Annotated in this window: 10 protein-coding genes (1 of these 10 cut by a window edge); 8 read left to right on the forward strand and 2 right to left on the reverse strand. The window is 60.1% G+C overall.

All coding sequences use genetic code 11. The features are described 5' to 3' along the window. The 5 genes from DN745_RS00340 to recD all read left to right on the forward strand — a co-directional run. Positions 1-724, forward strand: partial view of a LysR family transcriptional regulator gene (locus DN745_RS00340; protein ID WP_111331089.1) — the 3' portion only. Its footprint begins 185 nt before the window's first position; only the last 724 of its 909 coding nucleotides appear in the window; its start codon lies beyond the left edge, outside the window; its stop codon occupies positions 722-724. A gap of 125 nt (positions 725-849) precedes the next feature. Beyond that, a complete protein-coding gene (locus tag DN745_RS00345) occupies positions 850-2556 on the forward strand; it encodes a nuclease-related domain-containing DEAD/DEAH box helicase (RefSeq protein ID WP_111331091.1) in 1707 nt (568 codons plus the stop codon). A 118-nt stretch (positions 2557-2674) separates the two neighbouring features. Next, positions 2675-6382, forward strand: a complete 3708-nt coding sequence (locus tag DN745_RS00350; RefSeq protein ID WP_111331092.1) for an exodeoxyribonuclease V subunit gamma — start codon at positions 2675-2677, stop codon at positions 6380-6382. Then, on the forward strand, positions 6382-9993 hold the full coding sequence (locus DN745_RS00355; RefSeq protein ID WP_111331094.1) for a UvrD-helicase domain-containing protein: 3612 nt from the start codon (positions 6382-6384) through the stop codon (positions 9991-9993). Before DN745_RS00350 ends, DN745_RS00355 begins: the two co-directional genes overlap by 1 nt. Positions 9994-10059: 66 nt before the next feature. Then, positions 10060-12270, forward strand: coding sequence for an exodeoxyribonuclease V subunit alpha (recD, locus tag DN745_RS00360; RefSeq protein ID WP_111331096.1), 2211 nt, complete (start codon positions 10060-10062; stop codon positions 12268-12270). Between the two features lie 6 nt (positions 12271-12276). Here the strand turns inward: recD and DN745_RS00365 are convergent, their stop codons facing one another. Both DN745_RS00365 and DN745_RS00370 read right to left on the reverse strand, forming a co-directional pair. Beyond that, complete coding sequence (locus DN745_RS00365; RefSeq protein ID WP_111331097.1) at positions 12277-12831, reverse strand: HPF/RaiA family ribosome-associated protein; 555 nt, start codon at positions 12829-12831, stop codon at positions 12277-12279. A 110-nt stretch (positions 12832-12941) separates the two neighbouring features. After that, positions 12942-14225 carry a PQQ-dependent sugar dehydrogenase gene (locus tag DN745_RS00370; RefSeq protein WP_204355056.1) on the reverse strand — a complete coding sequence of 428 codons (1284 nt, stop codon included), beginning with the start codon at positions 14223-14225 and terminating at the stop codon, positions 12942-12944. Positions 14226-14581: 356 nt separating this feature from the next. Between DN745_RS00370 and glpX the strand changes: the two genes are divergently transcribed. The 3 genes from glpX (at position 14582) to DN745_RS00385 (ending at position 18682) form a co-directional block, all read left to right on the forward strand. Next, positions 14582-15628 carry a class II fructose-bisphosphatase gene (glpX, locus tag DN745_RS00375; protein WP_111337477.1) on the forward strand — a complete coding sequence of 349 codons (1047 nt, stop codon included), beginning with the start codon at positions 14582-14584 and terminating at the stop codon, positions 15626-15628. Between the two features lie 146 nt (positions 15629-15774). Beyond that, the gene (locus tag DN745_RS00380; protein ID WP_111331099.1) at positions 15775-16761 is read left to right on the forward strand and encodes a malate dehydrogenase; all 987 of its coding nucleotides are present in this window, start codon (positions 15775-15777) and stop codon (positions 16759-16761) included. A 70-nt stretch (positions 16762-16831) separates the two neighbouring features. Continuing rightward, complete coding sequence (locus DN745_RS00385; RefSeq protein ID WP_133622128.1) at positions 16832-18682, forward strand: permease; 1851 nt, start codon at positions 16832-16834, stop codon at positions 18680-18682. Positions 18683-18704 lie beyond the last annotated feature (22 nt).

The following is an 18704-nucleotide window of genomic DNA, read 5'->3' on the forward strand; positions in this document are numbered from 1 at the left end:
CGCCATCTATTTTGAGCATTGTCGGCGGATCCTTGAGGAGATCGACGAGGCAGAGCGCGCCGTTACAAGCCTTCAGGCCTCGCCGGTCGGGTTGTTGCGCGTCAGCGCACCGGTGTCCTTTGGCATGATGTACCTCAATGAGGTCGTCCTGGACTTCATCGAAAAGTGGCCGGAACTCGAGATCGACATTCACTACGCGGATACGCGCGTCGATCTAATCGGCGAAGGGTTTGACGTAGCGGTGCGCATTGATGCGCTCGACGATTCGGGGCTCATCGCTCGACGCCTCGCCCCGATCAAGCTCGGTCTGGTCGCAAGCCCGGAGTACCTGGAGCGATTCGGGCGCCCCGGACACCCCCGCGAGCTCGATGGGCACTCCTGCCTGCTCTATAAATACCAGGCAACGGGGACAAATTGGCGCCTCCACGGGCCTGACGGCGAAACCGTCGTGCGCGTCGAAGGTCGGGTGATGGCCAATAACGGCCGCGCCCTGGTCGACGCGGCCCGTCGCGGCCTGGGCATCGCGCTTGCCCCTGACTTCATCGCCTTCGATGCTCTGGATAGCGGCGAACTTGAGTTCATCCTCAAACCCTGGTCGCCAGGCAACCTTGTCCTGTCGGCGGTGTATCCGCATCGGCGCTATCTCTCCCAGAAAGTCCGTCTTTTTATCGACTTTTTAGCTGAACGCTACCGAGAGTCCCCGCCCTGGGCGTGTATGGAGTAGCCCAAGCGCAGCCTTCTCGCCCGGCGTTTTCAGGCCTAATATATTGGCGATTCTTTAGGTCGTATTTTTGTATTATGATGCCCGTGAATTCGAAGTTAGAGATTTATAATAAAATGGAGTGATAGATGGCCATCATGATTCCCGACGTTCCGCCTTCGAAAAAGGGCTCCGTCCATTCAGAAAACGAGTTTTGGACCGAGCTTAAATTGCAGCTATCCGACGCTTTCTATGTCTATCATGGCCTTCCCTATCTGACGGCCGAGGCGCGCCAGGGAGAGGTCGATTTTCTGGTGCTCCACCGCGAGTACGGGCTCTTGAATGTCGAATGTAAAGGCGGCGGCGTTAAACGCGAAGACAATGGCCGGTGGTATCGCAAGGACGAGTACGGGCGCCCAAAGCGGCTCAATCGAAGCCCGATGGAGCAGGCGGCGGACCAGTTGCGCGCGATCGTAAAAGGTCTGTGTGACCCCTTGCGGCGAAACCTCGAAGAACATTTTCGCGATTTTCCCGTCCTCTACGGCTGGGCGTTGGCGTTTCCGCTGAGCCAGCGTGACGACCTTAATCTTCCGCTCGATCTCCAACCCGAGATCGTCATTGATTCGAACGATATCGCCCTCGATCTTGAGGCGAAGGTTGTCGAGGCGTTCAGGTTCCACGCCCGCAAACTTGGCGGGAAGCCTCCTGTGCTCTCGCCGGAGCAATTCGAGATCTTCCGATCGGTGGTTTCGCCGGAGGTCGCCCTCGAAGAGACTACGGCCGGGCGAATTGCGTTGGATAAACGGGCGATGCGCCGCTTGTCGAAGGAGCAGGCGCGTGGCGTCGAGAATGTTCTGGAGAACCGCCGGCTGCGTGTGCGCGGCGGCGCGGGCACCGGCAAGACCGTCATGGCGTTGCACGCGGCGAAGAAGTTGGCCGAGCAGGGGAAGCGCGTGTTGATCACCTGCTTTAATATTAAATTGGCGGACTTCATCGCCAGCACCACTCAGGGGTGGTCCCAGCTAAAGGGCACGGTCGACGTACATCATTTTCATCAACTCTGCGCCCAGGCCGGCGACGATATCCAGGGCGGACTTAATTACCCGAAACCCGGCGCGTCGGCCGCTGAGCAAGCTGAGTTCTGGAACGAGACGGCACCGTTTGCGGTATTTCGGGCGGTCGACAGCGATAAATTCTCGATGGGTCCCTGGGATGCGATTCTCGTCGACGAGGCGCAGGATTTTCTGCCGATCTGGTGGGAAGTGCTCGAGGGATGTCTGCAGGACGAGACCAGCAGCATGGCGATCTTCTACGACGAACGTCAGAATATCTTCGATAAGGATACCGCGATTCCCGAGTGGGGGCTGGTTTACGCGTTGAAGGAGAATTTTCGCAATACCAAGGAGATACTGCGGGCGATTGAGCCGCTTTGCGAGGAGACATTGGTCTCGCATCCCGAGTGCATCGAGGGGAAGGTCCCGAGCGTCTACCAACAGGGTAGCCCGTCGAAAACACGCGAGAGGGTCGGGGAATTGCTCGCGAAATTAGTGGATCGGCAGAATATTAAATACCAGCAGATTGCCATCCTTACGCCCCGCAGCCCGAGGAACTCAAGCCTCGAGGGCGCGCGCGAACTCGGCGGTGTTCCGATTGTTCACGTGGTTGACGAATGGCAAAGCGGGGTGCTTCACTCGAGCATCAGTGGGTTCAAGGGCCTGGAGGCGGACATCGTCATCCTCGTCGATATCGACCCCAGCGACCCGCGCTGTTCCGTAAACGCCCGCTATGTCGCGGCGTCGCGGGCCAAACATCGCCTGCATGTCTTCGAAAAGGGCAATTGGTTGACCCCACACTGATCGGTTTACGAGTCAGCAGATGCGCCTCGGCGGCCGCTACGATTGCCCCCGCTGAAGGCGTGTGCCAATATTTCGGGAATCGTTTGGCGAGTTTTTAATCTTTTTAGGGCGTCATTTTATGTTGCAGGTCTGGTATTCGAATTCCCTTGATAGACTCGTCGACGGTCTGGTCGAAGTTGAAGCCACGGAGCGAAAGAATCTCGGGCTAAACCCGATTGAGCGCTCCCCTGTGGTCGTCCCCGGCGCGAATATGGGGACGTATCTGAAATACGCGGTGGCGACTCGCGCGGGGATCGCCGGGCGCATCGAGCCCTGGCATATCGGTGACTTTTTCGACGCCCTTTTGCCCGATGACAGTAGCTTTCAGACCTTAAACGCGTCAAAAATTCAGGTGTTACTCCTCGATATCTTCGAGGATGAGGCGTTGCTCGGGGCACCCGAATTAAAGGAGCCTCGCGATTATCTTGCGATGAGCAACGCGGAGCGGAGCTCCGACTCGGATACGCGCGCCCTTCGCCGCTTCCAACTCAGCGGGCATATCGCGCAGCTCTTCGAGGAATATCACCTCAATCGCCCTAAAATGTTGCTCGAGTGGCTGGAGGCGGAGCCTGGGGACGCGGCCCCTGAGGGCGCGTCGCTCACCGAGTTCGAACGCACCGAGCGCTGGCAGCGCGCCCTCTGGCTCCTCCTCTTTGGCGAAGGTGGGCGAATCGAGCGCCTCGCCGAAGAAACCGGCGTGCGCTATCTGCGCCCGGACCAGATCTTTGACCGGGTCCCGCCCGGCCGTTTGCGTCTTCCGCCGGTGATCCAATTCTTCGCCCTCGACCGCGTGGGCGGCGTCTACGAGAAGTTATTGGGTCAACTCGGTGAGCTCACGCGCGTGCATATCTGGGCGCTGAACCCGTGCATCGAGTTTTGGGAGGATGTGCTCACCGATTTCGACGAGGAGTCGCACCTCTTGTCGAGCGCTCGCTCGGCGCCGAGCACGCCCGGCCAAGCCGACTTGCTCGCCCCGATGATCGACGAGACCTTCTGGGAGCCTGAGCGCTTTCCGCTGCCGCTTCGGCTCTGGGGGCGCGCCGGGCGCGACCAGATGCGCATGTATAACCGCCTCTGCGGCTATGATCCGCGCATGGAATTTGTGGACGCCGAAGACGAGCAACCAACCGTCCTCAAACAATTGCAGCGCGATGTTCTTAAGCTGCAATATGAGCGCAGTGAGCCGATGGCGCGCTTCGCTGCGTCGGACGCTGTGGACGAGAGCATCACCGTCTTCGCATGCTCCGGGGTGCAGCGCGAAGTCGAGACCATCGCCAACGAGATTTGGCGATTGATGCGCGCCGATCCCACGCTTCAATTCAATGAGATCGCGCTGATCCTCGGGCGCGAGCAATCTGCGGCGTATCAGACCCAGGTGGAGGCGGTTTTCCAGCAGGTCCACGGCATTCCCTATAATATCATTGATATCGACTCGACCGGGGCGGGGCGCGTTTTCGAGGCCCTCGACCTCCTCTTTGAGTTGCCCTTTGGTGACCTTCGGCGGCGAGACCTTTTGCGGCTGTTGACGCACCCTAATGTGATCGCGAAGTTCTCCGATATCGATCCGGACGTCTGGCTGCGTTGGTGCGATGACCTGCATATCGTCCACGGCGCCGACCATCATGACCACGAAGAAAGCTATATTGAGCAGGACCTTTATAATTGGGATCAGGGTCTAAAGCGCCTGGTGCTGGGTGGGTTTATGACCGGCGCGCCGAGCGGAGACGAGCGCATTTATGGGGGCGCAGGCTTTGAGTATTTGCCGCATGAGATCGCCCATGGTGACGCCGAGAGCGCGGCGATCTTTGTGCGCACGGCGCGCGCGCTGATTCGCGATTCGCGCCGATTTAAGGTCGAGAAGCGGACCTTGCGCGCCTGGTTTGACGAGCTTGCCAGCCTCATTCAGCGCTACCTTGGCGCCGAGACCGACGCCGATGACGCCGACCTGAGGTTGTGTTTGGCGACGCTGAGCGAGCTTGCGGACATGCCGCCGCCCGAGGACGCGCCGCGCAAAGTGTCCTATCGCATCGCGCGTGAATTTGTGCGCCGCGAGATGGGCAAGATGAGCGGGAATCGGGGGCAATACCTCATTGACGGCGTGAGCGTGTCGGCCTTTATGCCGGCGCGCCCGATGCCCTTTCGCGTGATCTTTTGCGCGGGCATGGGCGAGGCGACGTTTCCGTCCTCGGAGCCGGTGGACCCGCTCGACCTGCGGCGCGAGAAGTGGGTGGAGGGCGACGCGAGCCGGCGAGACCTCGATAAATACGCGTTCTTTCAGGCGCTGATGGCGGCCAGGGAGCGAATCTATCTCTCCTATATTGCCCGCGATAGCCGCACGGGAGAGGGCCTCGAGCCGTCGTCGGTGGTGCAGGATTTGATGCGCATGGTGGCCCAGCAATATATGGGGCAGGAGCGCGCCGACGCCCGCGTTTTGGCCCAGCCGCTTCGGCGCTATCATCCGGGTTATTTCCCCCAACTTAGGGACGATGACGCGAGCGAGCCGCTCGACTTAGGGCCCAACTTCCACCCCGAGGCCCGCCTCGAGGCCAGCGCGCTCGCCCTGCGCGACAGCCTCGTTGAGCACCTGGAGCATTACCCGAATCGGGCCGCATCCGCCGGGATGCTCAACGCGGGCTTTGAGTTTCCGGAGGTCGCGCACCTCCTCGACGTCGTTGATACGCCGACCCGCGAGTTGCTCAATCGGGTGCTCGGCACCTATCGCCTGAGCGGGGCGAAGGGCCCATCCCGAGACCTTCGGGAAGTGTCGATATCGCTGACTCAATTGCGCCAATTTTTGGAGAGTCCATTGCAGACTTCGGCGCGCTGGTCGCTGGGGATGCGCGGGGACGAGGACGAGGATCTTCTCGCGGTCGACGACGAGATTTTTGAGGCATCCTATGTCGAGTCGCTGATGTTGATGCGCGATGTATTTGAGCGCACGCTGACCGATCCGCGGGGCGGGCGCGACGCCTCCCAGCTCGAGGCCGCCTATGATTCGCGCGCGCGATTTTTAGAATTGCAGGGCGTTTTGCCGACCGGAGTTTTCTTTCGCGAGGCGCGCAATCGCCACCTCGACGCCCTCGCCATCTGGCAGGCGAATCTGGGGCATTTTCGGATTCCTACGGACACGCCCCTGGAGCTCAGGAGTTTTGGGCGCGCGCGAAAACGCGTGCAGGGCGGTCAGAGTCTGGACTCGATTCGCTTCGACGTGGAGTTGCCGGAGCCCGCGACCGGCGACGTGCAGCGGGTGCGCGTGGAGGTCAGCGGTGTGAGCGAATTGCTCGCAAAGGACGCGACCATGGCCGTGACGCCCGTGCTGAGGACGTCGGCCAAGGAGAAGGATTTTTTGCGCGGATTCTTAAGCCAGGTCGCGCTGGCCGCGGCCGGTGAGGGCGACGAGAATGCGCCGTTTGAGGCGATTGTGCTGCCTGGCAAGGCGATCGAAAAGCCGAAGTCTCAGCAAAAATTTCGCATGCAATTCGCGCCAATCTCACAGCCCGACGCCATCGCCTATTTGAAGGCGCTGAGCGTCGACTTCCTCAGCGGTGTTCACGCCAACACGATGCCCATCGAGGCCGTGTTCGACTATTTTAAGCCGGATAACGAAGTGTCTTTTGCTGATTTGGTCGAGAAACAATTCGCCAATACTTGGTCCTCGTGCAGCGAGGAGTATGGGCCGGTTCGACAGCCGTCGAGATTCCCCGCGCCGCCAAACGCCGAGGCGATCTTGGCGCGCCGGTTCGAGCCGTTCTTCTCGCGGGTTTTGGCCGAAAAGGAGGACGCGTAATGACTCAAACCTCGCCAACTTACCGCATCAAAAAGCCCGCGCTACTGGAGCAAATTCGCCACGATAATCACGCGATTATCGAGGCCTCCGCGGGCACCGGCAAGACCTATACCATCGAGCACCTGGTGGTGGATCTGCTGCTCAAAAATCCGCAGCTGCGCATCCCCCAGATCCTCATCGTGACCTTCACCGAGCGCGCGACCTTTGAGCTGGGGGCGCGCATTCGGCAATTGCTCCAGGCGGTCGTCGACGCGGATGAGAAGCTGCTGGCCGGGCCCGAAGAGCCGGCCTGGGAGATCGGGCTGAACGAGCGTCGCACCCTCGAGAAGGCGCTCTCTTCTTTTGACCTGGCCGCGATTCACACCATCCACGGCTTTTGTCACCGCGTGCTGACCGAGAACGCGTTTCAAAACCATCGCCCCTTCGAGCAGGAGCACACCGGTTTTGACCAGCTCTTCGAGCGGGTTTTTAAGGATGCCCTGCGTCGAGAGTTCGCGTATCGCCCGGAGTTTCGCGGGTATTTGGCGGCCTGGATGGAGCAAAATAATAACGGGATCGCGTCCTTGCAGAAGTTGCTCGCGACCTGTGTGCGGGCGCGCGGTGAGATTCGACCGGAGTTCGACGAGGCCGGGCTGCGCCAGGCCGTCGATGCGTTTGAGGCGTTTGAGCGCGATGAGATCGTGGCGAAGCTCAAGGCCGAGCTCAAGGAGGAGAAGGTGCACGGCGGCACCGTCAACGCCGTGGTTAAGCGCATCGATGTCTTGCTCGCCGGGCTGGAGCGCTACCGCGAGAGCGGCGACCTCGTCGACGTGATGGGGCCCTGTGGCGCCAAGGGGCAGCTCGATTATATGCAGGAAAAGCTCGCGCTCTTTGAGTTTGGCGGCGAGGTGGGGCAATGCGTGCGCGAGGTCTATGAGACGCTGACGTCGCTTGAGGCCGCCATCGCGACGCAATTCACGCCCGTTTTGCAGCGGATGTTGCGCGAATTTAAGGACGAGAGCGGTCAATTTGTCTTCGACGATATGCTCAGCCTGGTGTGGGAGAGCCTGGAGAGCGCGCGCGGCGATTCGCTGGTGCAGTCGCTCCGGCAGCGCTACCAATACGCGCTTATCGACGAGTTTCAGGACACCGATGAGCTTCAGTGGCAGATTTTCAAGCGCATTTTTCACGAGAGCAACGGCGCGAATATCTTCTATCTGATCGGCGACCCCAAGCAGGCGATCTATAGCTTCCGCGGGGCCGACGTCTATACCTATTTGCATGCCCACAAGGTCGTGAAAGACGGCGGCGGCGACCTGCTCCAGCTCGATAAAAATTACCGCTCCTCCGCCAATGTCATCGACGCCTATAATCACGTCTTCGACCAATCCTCGGAGCGACCGTTTTTTAGCGGCGATATCACCTATGATTCGCCGGTGGGGTGCGGCCTCAAAGAGCGCGAGGTCTGCGATGCGGATGGCCTGCCCGCGACCGCGATAAAGCTCGTGCAGATGGTCGACGAAGACCTGAAGGTCGACCGCCTGCGCGAGGGCATCGCCGCGCATTTCGCAGCCGAGATTCGCGAGATTCTATTCGGCGATAAGATGCTCTTTTGCCGCGACAGCCCCGACGATGCGGCGACGCCGGTTGGGGCCAGGGATATTTTCGTCCTCACACGCAGCAAAAAGGAGGGGCGAATCATCGCGGAGTTCTTGCGCCACGAGGGCGTTCCCTACGCGTTTTTCAAGCAAGACGGCCTCTTTCAGACCGCCGAAGCCCTTCATATTTATGACCTTTTAGGGGGCGTCGCCAACCCGCGCGACCGCTCCGCCAGACTCAAAGCCTGGCTGACGCCGTTCTTCGGGCTGACCCTCGAAGAGCTCGAAGAGACCGACTCATTCACCGAGAATGACCGTCCTCTGGGGGACCTTCTGCATTGGAATGAGCTCGCCGAGGCGCGCCAATTTCAATTGTTATTCAGCTCGATTTTGAGCCGCACGGGACGTTTGCGCGCCGAGATCTTCTCGGGCGTAAGCGAGCGGGAGCTCACCAATTATTTGCATCTTTTCGAGATCTTGCTCGACGAGGCGACCCGCGATCGTTGTCCGCTCGACGACCTTATCGTGCGCCTGCAATCGTATATTCTCGGCGAGGGTGAACCCGAGGGTGAGGACGGAAATGTGCAGCGTCTGGAGACCGACCGCGACGCCGTGCAGATCATGACCATGCACAAGAGTAAGGGGCTTGAGGCGGAGATTGTCTTTGTATTTGGCGGGTTTACGGCGCGCGCCGCCCACTCTGTTTATAGCTTTCATGGAGATGATGGCGAGCCGATACTCTATCTGGGGACGCCTCCGGAGGAGATGCGGGAGCAGTGGGCGAGGGAGCAGGCCGAAGAAGATCAGCGCCTGCTTTATGTGGCGCTCACGCGCGCGAAATCACAGATCTATTTGCCTTATGTCGGCTTTGAGAATGAGGCTCCGAAGAAGAAAAAGACCGCGAAGAAGGGTGACGAAGAAGCGGCCAAACCCCGCGATTATACCGTGGGAGGCGCCTATGCGCCGATTCTTACCCGCCTGGACGCGGTCGTCGCCGAGCTGAGCGCGGGCGACGCAGAGGTCGGACGATTATTTTCGCTCGAGAAGATCGAATATGCCCGAACGCTGCGGGTCACGGACGCGGCAGCCCGGCAGCGCGCGCTCGCCGATTGGCAGCCCCCGGCCGAGCTCCCCATGCCGCTCAATGATGATGCGGAGTTTCGGCCACTGCGTGGGCGTCGCCCGATCGTGACTTCGTATAGCCGCATCAAGAATACGGTCGGGAGGCTGGGGCCGCATCAGGGTGAGGTCCCGGCGATTCGGGTCGAGCGGGCTGGCAAGAGTAGCTTCCTCGAAGATGACTTAGTGGCGGATGGTGGCGAGGAGGCCGTCGCGATTTTGGCGCCCGACGAGCTTCCGGGCGGAAAGCGCGCGGGTGTGTTTTTGCACGAGTTGCTCGAGCAGGCCGATCTGGCGCGGGCCCGCGAGTGCGCGAAGCTGTCCGAGTGGATGGAGGACGCGGATGTCGACGCGACATTCCGCCGCACGATGCGAACGTACGGTGTCGAGGAGGAGTATCTTGGCTTTTGTAAGAAGTTGGTCTGGCGCGCGATCAAGACGCCGCTTCGGCTAGACGCGGGGCAAGAGGGCGCCGAGTCCGCGATTCCCTGCGTCGCCCAGAGCGATAAGGTGCTGCGCGAGCTCGAGTTTGTTTATCCCATCCCGGAGCGCCCGAGCGAGCAAGCGGTGGAGCGCGGCTTTATCAAGGGATTTGTCGACCTGATTTTTGAGAACGACTCAAAGATCTATTTCGCTGATTGGAAGAGCGATATTCTTACGGATTATGGCCCGCAATCGCTGAACCAACGCGTCGCCGAGAGCTACGGCATTCAGGCGACGATCTATATTTTGGCGATGGTGAAATTCCTCGAGATCACCGATCAGAAAGCCTACGATGAGCGCTTTGGCGGGTATTTTTATCTCTTCGTCCGCGGAATGGGCGCGTCCGAAAACCCGGCGGCCGGCGTCTATTATCGCCGTCCAACCTGGGAAGATATCCTGCAGGACGAAGAGATACTCGCCGCGAATATCTAAGGCTGAGCAGATGCCGATGAATGAGCGTCTGGACGAATTGAAGTGCACCGATACCCAAGAAACGCGATGACCCAACAAGACCTATTTTCGATGCTGATGCCATCTTCGACCCAAGAGGATGCGACGATCGCGCCTGCCTTCGACCCGGCGAGCGCCGTGTTGCCGGATGGGTTTTATGACTTGCTGGTTCAAAGCGTCGCGGCCCATGACTTGTCGTCGGCGATGGTCTCGTATGCCCGAGAGTTGGTGGGGTTGCAGGAGGGGTTGAGCGCGTTTGAGCAGGGGGCGTTGACGCTTCTGGTGCTCGCGACTTTGGTCGAGCAGCGCCGGGGTTCGACGCGACTTCCGATTCATTCGCTCCGTGGGGCCGGGGCGCAGCCGCCGGCTGATTTGCAGGCCGATGGTGGTCGCGTGGATGAGTCGCGATTGGTCGAAATTATCCATGCCCTGGTGGCTCCGGAAGATGGCGAAGACACCGAGCCCGGCGCGCCGGTTTCGGATTATCTAAAATGTTTGGCTGGGCTTCTCGAGAGCGAGGCCTGCGCAGATCTGGTGGGTGGTCCGGGTGATTACCGTCCGCTGATTGTCGATGGCCCCTATCTCTACCAGCAGCGGATGTTATTCTTTGAGGATCGCCTGCTGATTGCCCTTCGCCAGCGGCTTGGACTTGCTGATTTTGCTGTTGCGCCCGAGACCGTTCGCGGGGCGTTGGCGGCGACCCTTGGGGCCATGCCCAGCGCGGGAGAAGGGCGCGGGTCGATGCAGCTTAATCGGGAGCAAAAATACGCGCTTTTGAGCGCAGTTTATCGGCCATTTACGGTGATCTCGGGCGGCCCAGGAACCGGGAAGACCTCGATCGTTGTGTCGGTATTGCGCTTGCTCGCCCGACTGGGTGTGGCGCCCGATGAGGTCGCGCTGGCGGCGCCCACCGGCAAGGCAGCGCATCGGCTGGGCGATGCGATTCAATCGCATTTGCAGGCGCTGCCGGCTAATGAAGACGGCGTTGATGAACAGCTCTTAAATGAGCTGGACGGCGCGCGCACCTTGCACCGGCTGCTGGGATATTCGCCGGCGCGAAATGACTATTATTATCACGAGAATAACCGCTTGCCCCATCGGGTCGTCATCGTCGATGAGGCGTCGATGATCGATTTGTTTTTGATGGAGCGTTTGCTCAGCGCGGTGGAGCCTGGTGCGCGATTGATTTTGCTGGGCGATGCGGACCAATTGCCGTCGGTGGACGCCGGCGCGGTCTTTCGGGATCTTGTGCCGTCGCGCGTGCAGATGCGCAGCGATTGGCTGGCGTTGCTTGATGAAGAAGTCGTCGGCGCGCCAGCGGGTTCCGGAGTGTTGGCGAGCCACGCGGTTCGCCTTGAGACGAGTTATCGGATGGACCCGAAGAGCCCGGCGGGCGGCGAGATTCTGCGGGCCGCAAAGGCGCTCAACCGTGGCGACTATGCCGAACTTTTTGAGGGCGATGCGGCCGGTGTGAAGGTGCGCGAGGGCTTCGCTGCGATCGAGAGCGCCGGGGTTGAGATATGTGAGCCCGGCGAGGGGACGCGCGGGCTCGACGCCCAACTTATCAATGGTTTCGTGGAGTGGTGGTACGGCCAGCGCGTGGCGAATCTGGAGGGCTTTCGTGAGCTGATATTCAGCGCTTTTGAGTTTGACGGGGAGAAGTTTAGCCCGCAGGCTCAGGGCGATTTAGACAGGCTATTCGGGCACTTTTCCGGGTTTCAGGCGCTGAGCATCACGCGGGTTTTCGGCACCGGCTCGGAGGCGCTTAACGCCGCATTGCACGCGCGTCATATGAGCTTTCTGGGCTTCCGGGCGGGCACGCTCGCATCTGGAAGGTTGGCGGTGGGTGAGCCCATTATCATGCTGCGCAATGATTATGAGCGCGGGCTATTCAACGGTGACCAGGGGCTTGTGCTCGACGTGCTGATTCACGACGAGAACGGCCGTTACATCAAGTCGATGGCGGTGTTTTTGCGCGACGGCGAGTATATGCCCTTCGACCTGGCTGCGCTGGGCGCTGATCTGGAGCATGCGTACGCCCTGACGATTCATAAGGCGCAGGGCTCCGAATATAATAGCGTCGGCATCGTCTTGCCGCACGAATCGCTGCCGCTGTTGAGCCGCGAAATTCTGTATACGGGCATGACGCGAAGCCGCCGCTCCGTGCTGCTCGTGGGTGCCCGCGAGCAGGTCGAAGCGGCGGCGAAAAACTCGGTGCGGCGTTTCTCGGGCGTTGCCGACAAATTGGCAATGCGCTGAGTCGCGCTAAATCGTGCGAACCCGCGTTGCCTGCGGGCCATCGAGGCCGCTGCCTTCATCGAATTGGACGCCGGCGCCGATATTTAATTTGTCGAATCCCTGGTTGATGACCGCGTTCTGGTGAAAGTAAATCTCGCGGCCGCCCGGGTCTTCGAGAAATCCGTAGCCACGCTCGGGGAAGAGGCGGGTGACGACCGCCACCGGCTCCTCGGTGGGCGTGGGCGTTTTGCGCGCCTCGCGCAAGCGCGCGCTATAGTCCTTAAGCCGGCGTTCGGCGGTGTCGAAGGCGTCGCGAATCGCCACGTAGGCGTCGCGGTGGCCCCGCTCGTTGGGGCGAGGATTGGCCGAAACCGCGATCTCCTGACCCGGCACGGTCAGGGCGATGCGCACCGAATAGTCTTGGATATTATGGGGGCTTTTATTTGAGATTTCGATAAAAACGCGGCACGCGATGATGCCCTGAAAAAAGCGCTCCAGTCGCGCGACCCGCGCATAGACACGCTCCTTGAGGGGCTCAGAAGGAGTGAGGTTCGTGAAGGATAGCTCCAGCGGTGTTTTCATAGAGATGGCCTACTGGTTTCGGAAGAACGAATGCGTATGCACTCACTCGGACGCCCATCACCGATAGACGCCCGCACTTGCTCGAATTCTAAGCACGCGGGCGGGTGAAATCACGGCTTATAGGAGATTCGGTAGACGGCTCCGCGCAGATCATCGGAGACCAGAAGGGAGCCGTCGGCCATCACTTCGACGTCGACCGGGCGGCCCCAGGCGGTCTCATCTTGCAGCCAACCGGTGGCGAAGGGCTCGTAGCTCTGGGCGTTGCCGTCGGCATCCAAGCGCACCAGGGTGACGCGGTAGCCGACCTTTTCGCTGCGATTCCATGACCCGTGCTCGGCGATAAAGAGCTGCTTTTTATAGGTCGCAGGAAACATCTCGCCGGTATAAAACTCGATCCCGAGCGCGGCGGTGTGCGCCTCTAAATCCTGAACCGGCGCGACATAGGTCGCGCAATCCACGCCGCGGCCAAACTCCGGGTCCCGAACGTCTTTTCCGTGACAATAGGGATAGCCAAAATTCATGCCAGCTTTGGGCGCATGATTAAGCTCATCGGGCGGAATCGTATCGCCGAGCATATCGCGGCCATTATCGCTGAACCACAACTCCTTGGTCTCCGGGTGCCAATCAAATCCCACCGTATTTCGAACGCCACGCGCGAATACCTCGAGCTCGCTGCCGTCCGCATTCATGCGCTGGATATTGGCGTATTTATCCGGGTCGGGCTTGCAAATATTGCAGGGCGCGCCGACGGGAATATAGAGCTTTCCGTCCGGGCCAAATTTGATGAATTTCCAGCCGTGGTGTTTTTTGCTGGGAAACGCGTCGCTGATGAGCTCGGGCTCGGGCGGGTCCTCCAGGTGATTTTCGATTTCGGGGTAGCGCCAGATCTTATCGATCTCAGCCACATAGAGATCGCCGTCTTTGAATGCGACGCCGTTGGGGTTATTCAACCCCTCGGCGAGCACGTGGACTTTGTCCGCGCGCTTGTCATTGTTTGTGTCGACCAGGGCATAGACCTTTCCCGCGCCGCGACTGCCTACAAAGAGGGTGCCGTCGGGGGTGATTTGCAGGGAGCGCGCGCCGGGGACATCCGCGGAGTACATCCGAATTTGAAAGCCCTCGGGCAGCTGAATCTGTGCGAGTTGGGGGTCTGTGGGGCGGTCACTCCCGCGGGGCGCGGGCGCCTGCTCGGCGTCGCCGTCGGTACCTGTGGAGGGGCCCGATCCGTTTGCCTCGCCGGAGTCGTCGGTCTGCGCCGACGCCTCGCCGGTGGGCTTTGGCGCCGATTTGGAGCTAGATTTACACGCCGCGAGCCCGAGCGTGGCGCCCAATATGAGCGGCGCATAGCGGTAGCGGATTCGGTTGGAGATATTCATCTTCGATAGTGATTTCATAAAAACAGCTTCGAGAGGGCTTAGGGAATCGCAATAATTGCCAGTCAGGTTAATTTGAGCGCGCTTTGGCCAGTGGCCAGTAATTTCACAATAAAATCTTGGAAGTCATTTGGGGGTGCTTAGGATAGAGCGAACCCAACCTTGTGCAATATTTAAGGTCATTTCGAGCGGTTTAGCCGGTCGTGTTGAACTCATTAGGAGCCTCTGCTAGACCATCGCAGAGCATGCAATAGCCGTAAAAACCTAAGCGTTGATTCGATTGAAAAGTCTGAGCAAAGCCGTAATTCGGTCAACCGACGTGTTCGCGAAACCAATAATAAAGCAGCGATTGAGAACTATTTATGGAGCTGAATATGATGCAGCGTAATCTCGCGTTAGAGTTAGTACGGGTCACCGAAGCGGCCGCTATTGCCTCCGCCCGCACCATGGGCCAGGGAAATAGCCACAACAGCGATCATCAGGCCGTCAGCGCGATGCGCGCGGCGTTTGACTCGTTGGAGATCAACGGAACGGTCGTCATCGGTGAGGGAGAGCGCGATGAGGCTCCGATGCTGTTCATCGGCGAGCAAGTCGGGCGCCAGCACGCAGAAGATCCGGGGATGGATATCGCGTTGGACCCGCTCGAAGGCACCGACCTCTGCGCGCAGGGGCGCCCCGGCGCGATCTCGGTCGTGGCGATGGGGCCCAAGGGCAATATGCTCAACGCGCCCGATATCTATATGAATAAAATCGCGGTAGGCCCTGCCGGCCGTGGCATCATCGACATCGATAAGACGCCCACCGAAAACCTGCATGCCCTCGCCAAGGCGAAGGGCGTGCAGGTGCATGAGTTGACCGCGATTATTTTGGACCGCTCGCGCCATGACGAGTTGATCGAAGAGATTCGCAAGGCGGGCGCGCGTATTAAATTGATCCCCGACGGTGACGTCCACGCGGCGATCGCGACCTGCGACCCGGAGACCGGCCTCGACATTCTCTTCGGTGTGGGCGGGGCGCCCGAGGGTGTCCTGGCTGCGGCCGCGTTGCAATGCGTCGGTGGAGATATCCAGGGGCGTTTGATCTTCCGCAACGACCAGGAGATGGCGCGCGCGCAGCGAGTCATGGGCGAAGACGCCGATATTCACAGAAAGCTCAAGATCGACGACCTCGCCCACGGAGAACTCGTCTTCGCGGCGACCGGAATCACGACCGGTGAGATGCTTCGCGGGGTGCGTTTCTGGGCGGACGGGTGTGAGACCCACTCGGTCGTGATGCGCTCGGCCTCCGGCACGGTGCGGACCGTCGAGGCGCGCCATGATTTCACGCGCAAGCCTCATTATACCCATGAGGGCCTTCACGAGAGCATGGCCGAGAAAGAGAAGAATATTACCCTGGGTACGTCGGCTTTTGCTGCTGATAAATAATTTAGAATTCCATTGTTTCGACGGCCTCCGGCTTGCTTAAGCCGTCGATAAAATCGACGGCTGCACTTGCCAATTTGGCCCCTGCATTGGTATGTCGTTCGCGTTGTTTTGCGCATTTACCTCATTATTATATTTAAGGAACTACTATGACCACGCCCATTCGCGTTGCAGTCACCGGCCCCGCCGGTTCGATCGGTTACTCGCTTCTTTTCCGAATTGCTTCCGGCAGCATGCTCGGCCCGGATACGCCGATTATCCTGCAACTCGTCGAGATTCCGCGGGCGATGCAAGCTCTGGAAGGCGTGGCCATGGAGTTGGACGACGGGGCGTTTGATCTGCTCGCGGGTATCGAGCTCTACGACAACCCCAACGACGGTTTCAAAGACGCTAATATCTGCATGCTCGTCGGCGGAATGCCGCGCGGCAAAGGCATGGTTCGCGCCGACCTCGTTGAAGCCAACGGTCCGATCTTCACCGGTCAGGGCAAAGCGATCAACGACCACGCCGCCGATGACGTGCGCGTTATGGTCGTCGGAAACCCCTGCAATACCAACGCGTTGATCGCGATGCATAGCGCGCCGGATGTTCCGAACGAGCGCTTCACCGCGATGACCCGCCTGGACCAGAATCGCGGCAAGGCGCTGCTCGCCAAAAAGGCCGGCGTGAGCGTCTCGGATATCTCGAACCTCGCGATTTTCGGCAACCACTCCAACACCATGTACCCGCACTTCTTCGACACCAAGATCAACGGTAAGTTGGTCCCCGACGTCATCTCGGACCACAAATGGCTCGAAGAGGACTTCATCTCGACCGTTCAGGGGCGTGGCAAAGCCATCATCGAAGCCCGCGGTGCATCCTCGGCTGCAAGCGCGGCGAGCGCAGCGGTTGACCACGTGCGCAGCTGGTTCACCGAGACGCCCAAAGACGACTTTGTCTCGATGGCCGTTCCGTCCACCGGCGCCTACGGCATCGAAGAGGGACTCATCTTCTCGTACCCGGTTCGCTGCGACGGCAAAGGGAGCTACGAGATCGTCGAGAATCTCGAGCTCAACGACTTCGCTATCGAGAAGCTCAAGGTGACCGAAGCTCAGCTCAAAGAAGAGCGCGAGATCGTGAAGCACCTGTTGAAATAAGATTGTACCCAAGCCGAAGCAACGATGGGCCGCGCGCCCATCTTTGCTTCGGCCGAAGCCGGACTCATTTGTGGAATTATCTCTGAGTATTGTGGCGCTTGCCTTCGGACCGCTTCTCTTTCCGGTGGTTAAGCGCCACCCGCAGTTCTTGTGTGGGATGGATGGCTTCGTATTCGTGTCGATTCTGGGCTTGAGTCTTTTTCACCTCATGCCCGCCGCCATCGAACACGCTGGGTGGTGGACTCTGCTCGCCGCGGTTGCCGGAATTCTTGGCCCGTTTATCTTCGGCCGAAACCTGCATCACCTCGGCCAGCGCAAGGTCCATAATATCTTCATCCTCATCGCGGTCGCGGGCCTTGGCTTGCACGCGATGATCGACGGGGCCGCGATCTTCCACGGCACCCAAGGCGGCCACCTCGAGCATGTTGGGCATTCGCATGGTATGGCCGAGGACGTGCGCTTTGGGGGCATGGTGGCGGCGGTGCTCATCCACCGCGTGCCGATGTCCCTGCTGATCTGGTGGTCGCTGCAACCGCGGATGGGAAATATCATCGCGTCCGCCGCGCTGGGCATCTTGGGCATCGCCACCGTCGCCGGGTATTGGGTCGGCGGTGAGGTCATGATTACGCCCGTCATCATGGGCTATCTTATCGCCTTCGTCGCCGGCAGCCTGATGCATGTGGTCGGCCACGACACCGCCAGCGAGTTAATCCCGCGCCACTGCCAGGACCGCTGGCACGCAACCTATTCGGCGATGGGTGGGGCGCTCGCAGCGGTCGGGTTGCTCTATTTTGGGCATCTCCATGATTTCGATAATGCCTGGGCTCGGTTCTCCAGCATCTTTATCGCCGCGGCGCCGGCCCTCCTGGTCGGTTTTACGCTCGGCGGCTTGATGGAGACGAGCTTTGGCAGCACGGTGCTCAATCGCTTCCGGGGCAAGACAAGCTTTGGCAGCGCGTTTCGCGGCGTCTTCTTTGGCACACCGATTCCGATTTGCTCTTGCGGTGTCGAGACGGTCTACGAAGACCTCTGCCGGCGCGGAATTCCGATCGCCGCAGCGGTTGCGTTCCTCGTGGCCGCGCCGTCGATTACGCTCGATTCGTTGGCCCTATCGATAAAGCTTTTGGGGGTTGAGTTAACGGTCGCAAGACTGCTCTTCACGGTCCTCGTGGCGCTCGTGGTCGCGATGCTCGTGGTCTTCTGGGGCGCAAAAAACGAGGCGCCCGAGCAGCCCACCGAGGCGTCCGAGGTGATGGATAAACTCAGCCTCGGCGCGCACGCCCGAGAGTCGTTGGCCAAAGGTTGGGTTGAGCAGATTGACCACGTCGCGCCCTGGATTGTCGTTGGTTTTGCCGCGGTCGCGCTGAGCTGGCCCCTGGTGCAGAACGGTCTTTTCGACGCGCTTCCCGCTGCCCTCGAAGTGGTCGTGTTAACCCTCTTGGCCACACCGTTTTACCTCAACGCCTCCGGTCTCACCGCGATGGCCGCGGCGATGCTCGCCGGCGGCGTCTCACTTGGCGCGGTCCTGGCGATGCTGGTGGCGAGTCCGTCGCTGAATATCGCAGCGCTGGTGCTGCTCAAGAAGTTACACGGCGCCCGCACCATGTGGCTCGTCCTGGGCGGCGGCCTTGCCACGATTATGGTCTTTGGATTCCTCTTCAACCTGGCTCAGCCCGACAGCCTCAACCCGGTCGCGCTGTCACTGCCGACCGAGGTCTTCCTCGGCGAGCATTCAGCCCTCGAATACACCGCCGCCGCGATCCTCACCGCGCTCTTTTTGCTCTCCTATCTGCGCATGGGACCCCGCGGGATGCTTCTGCAATTGATGCCGGTCGGCCATCATCATATGCACGACCACGGTCATGATGAGGAAGACCACGAGCATGATCACGCCGATGACGACCACTGTCATCATCATTGATGGGCCGCAGCACTGATGCACC

This window comes from Bradymonas sediminis (assembly GCF_003258315.1).
Classification (GTDB): Bacteria; Myxococcota_A; Bradymonadia; order Bradymonadales; family Bradymonadaceae; genus Bradymonas; species Bradymonas sediminis.

Bases quoted from the DNA above. Each gene is read 5' to 3' on its own strand.
- DN745_RS00345 (WP_111331091.1), top strand. From the start codon at position 850: ATGGCCATCATGATTCCCGACGTTCCGCCTTCGAAAAAGGGCTCCGTC.
- DN745_RS00350 (WP_111331092.1), top strand. From the start codon at position 2,675: ATGTTGCAGGTCTGGTATTCGAATTCCCTTGATAGACTCGTCGACGGT.
- DN745_RS00355 (WP_111331094.1), top strand. From the start codon at position 6,382: ATGACTCAAACCTCGCCAACTTACCGCATCAAAAAGCCCGCGCTACTG.
- recD (WP_111331096.1), top strand. From the start codon at position 10,060: ATGACCCAACAAGACCTATTTTCGATGCTGATGCCATCTTCGACCCAA.
- DN745_RS00365 (WP_111331097.1), bottom strand. From the start codon at position 12,831: ATGAAAACACCGCTGGAGCTATCCTTCACGAACCTCACTCCTTCTGAG.
- DN745_RS00370 (WP_204355056.1), bottom strand. From the start codon at position 14,225: ATGAAATCACTATCGAAGATGAATATCTCCAACCGAATCCGCTACCGC.
- glpX (WP_111337477.1), top strand. From the start codon at position 14,582: ATGCAGCGTAATCTCGCGTTAGAGTTAGTACGGGTCACCGAAGCGGCC.
- DN745_RS00380 (WP_111331099.1), top strand. From the start codon at position 15,775: ATGACCACGCCCATTCGCGTTGCAGTCACCGGCCCCGCCGGTTCGATC.